Genomic DNA, 2,028 nt, shown 5'->3' on the forward strand with positions numbered 1-2,028 from the left:
CGGGGCGGCGGGGCTCTATCCGCCCGCGGTCGGGGCACCGCCGCCGCAGGCCGCGAGCAGCAGGGTGGCGACGAGCGCCACCGCCGCCAGCGGGAGACGGCGCACGGCACCGGCCGTGGGCATGGACATGCTGGACATCGGGGTGTTCCCTTCGGGGGTTCTGCTCGGACCGTTCTGGAGCGTCTGGCGCGTCTGGCGCGTCGGCGTCTCGGGCGTCAGCGCGCGGCGATCGCGGCGTACTCCGGCTGCGCCGGGATGCTGGGGGTCCGGCGGTCGACGACCGACGCCAGGATCTCCCCCACCCTCACCGCGAGGTTCGACAGCAGCGACGACGTGATGCCGTGCGAGTGCTCGGTGCCGCCCTGGAGGTAGATCCCCCCGCGGACCTGCCCGTCGGTGTCGAGGCGGTAGTCGCGGCCGACGCTCAGCCGCTCCCGGTCGTCGCGGCGGCAGTGGACGGCGATCTCGCCGAGCAGCGCGGTCGGGTCGGACTCGCGGTAGCCGGTGGCGTACACGACGGCGTCGGCGTCGAGGACGGTCCGCTCGCCGGTGGTGAGCGATTCGACGGTCACCCGCACGCCGTCCCCGGTCTCGACGACCTCGGCCGGGCGGGACACGTTGATCAGGCGCAGGCGTTGCGTGCCGAGGACCTTCTCCTGGTACACCCTGCGGTACAGCTCGGCGATGAGGTCGTGGTCGACCACCGCGTAGTTCGTGTTGCCGTGGTAGGCCATCAGGCGGTGCTTCACGTCCTCGGGCGCCTGGAAGAACTCGTCCACGGCGGCCGGGTCGAAGATGCGGTTGGCGAACGAGCTGTCGTCGGCCGGGCTGTAGCCGTAGCGCGCGAAGACGGCGCAGACCTCGGCCTGGGGGAAGCGCTCGTGGAGGTGGGCGGCGACTTCCGCGCCGCTCTGGCCCGCGCCCACGACGACGAACCTGCGTGGGGCGTCCGCGTCGAGTTCGCGGACGCGGTGGAGGAAGTCGCGGTTGTGCCAGACGTGCTCGGAGGGCGTGACGCCGTCCGGGAAGTTCGCCTGCAACCCCGTGGCCAGGACCAGGTTCCGGGCCCGGCGGACCTCGACCGCGCCGGTGGCGTCCTTGGCGCTGACGTCGAAGTGCGTGATCACGCCGTCCTGGGTCACGGGCCGGATGGCGAGGACCTCGTGGTCGTAGGAGACGACGTCGTCGACCTTGGCGGCGGCCCACTCGAAGTAGTCGTGGAACTCGACGCGCAAGGGGTAGAGGTTCTTGTGGTTGATGAAGTCCACGAGGCGGTCGCGGTCCTTCAGGTAGGACAGGAAGCTGAACCCGCTGTTGGGGTTCCGCATCGTGACGAGGTCCTTGAGGAAGGACACCTGCATGGTGGCGTCGTCGAGGAGCATGCCGCGGTGCCAGCCGAAAGCGGGCTGCTTCTCGAAGAAGTGGGCCGTGACCACGTCGTCGGCACCGGCGATGGCGTTGTGCTCGGACACTGCGATCGCCAACGCCAGGTTGGCGGGCCCGAAACCCACACCTACGAGGTCGTAGACCGGAACGTCACCATCGGTTCGTGCCTGTGGCATAGCAGTCCCATCACGCGGCAGGAGGAAGGTCGACTTAAGTTAGCCTAACTTAACTTAGGCGACACATGGCCGGCTACGCCTGAGACGTGATCTGCACCGCTCCTAAACCTAGCCTGCCCTAAGTGGTGGGGGAAGGTGCTGGGTGGGGCGGGAGTTGGGTTGGTGCTTTTGGGGGTATCGGGGGTTCTTCGGCGGCGGCCTCTCGACGGTGCCGTCCTGAGCCTCCCGGTGACCCTGGTTCCGGCTGGGTTTGGTTAGCGGCTTCAGTTCCGGCCGGGCTTGGTTAGCGGCTCCGGTTCCAGCCGGGTTGCTCAGTGGCTGCCGGTTCCGGCGTGGTCGGGTCGGCGGCTGCTGGTTCCGGCGTGGTCGGGTCGGCGGCTGCGATTTCCAGCGTGCTGTGGCCGATTTGACATGGGGACCCCTCATTTCGGCCTTTGTCGGGCTCAAAAGGCGGTCCAAAGAGAGT

The 2,028-nt window shown here is 69.0% G+C and carries 2 protein-coding genes; both read right to left on the reverse strand.

The genetic code is table 11. The features are described 5' to 3' along the window. Positions 1-15: 15 nt before the first annotated feature. Positions 16-138: a hypothetical protein gene (locus tag ACFWW9_RS33940; RefSeq protein ID WP_390386233.1), complete on the reverse strand. Its 123-nt coding sequence runs from the start codon at positions 136-138 to the stop codon at positions 16-18. Between the two features lie 77 nt (positions 139-215). Further along, positions 216-1,562, reverse strand: coding sequence for a lysine N(6)-hydroxylase/L-ornithine N(5)-oxygenase family protein (locus ACFWW9_RS33945; protein ID WP_390386234.1), 1,347 nt, complete (start codon positions 1,560-1,562; stop codon positions 216-218). Positions 1,563-2,028: the final 466 nt, after the last annotated feature.

This window comes from Umezawaea sp. NPDC059074, assembly GCF_042738955.1.
GTDB lineage: Bacteria > Actinomycetota > Actinomycetes > Mycobacteriales > Pseudonocardiaceae > Umezawaea.

What these genes read in the sequence shown, in the direction of transcription:
- ACFWW9_RS33945 (WP_390386234.1), bottom strand. Translation starts at nt 1,562, where the DNA reads ATGCCACAGGCACGAACCGATGGTGACGTTCCGGTCTACGACCTCGTA.
- ACFWW9_RS33940 (WP_390386233.1), bottom strand. Translation starts at nt 138, where the DNA reads ATGTCCAGCATGTCCATGCCCACGGCCGGTGCCGTGCGCCGTCTCCCG.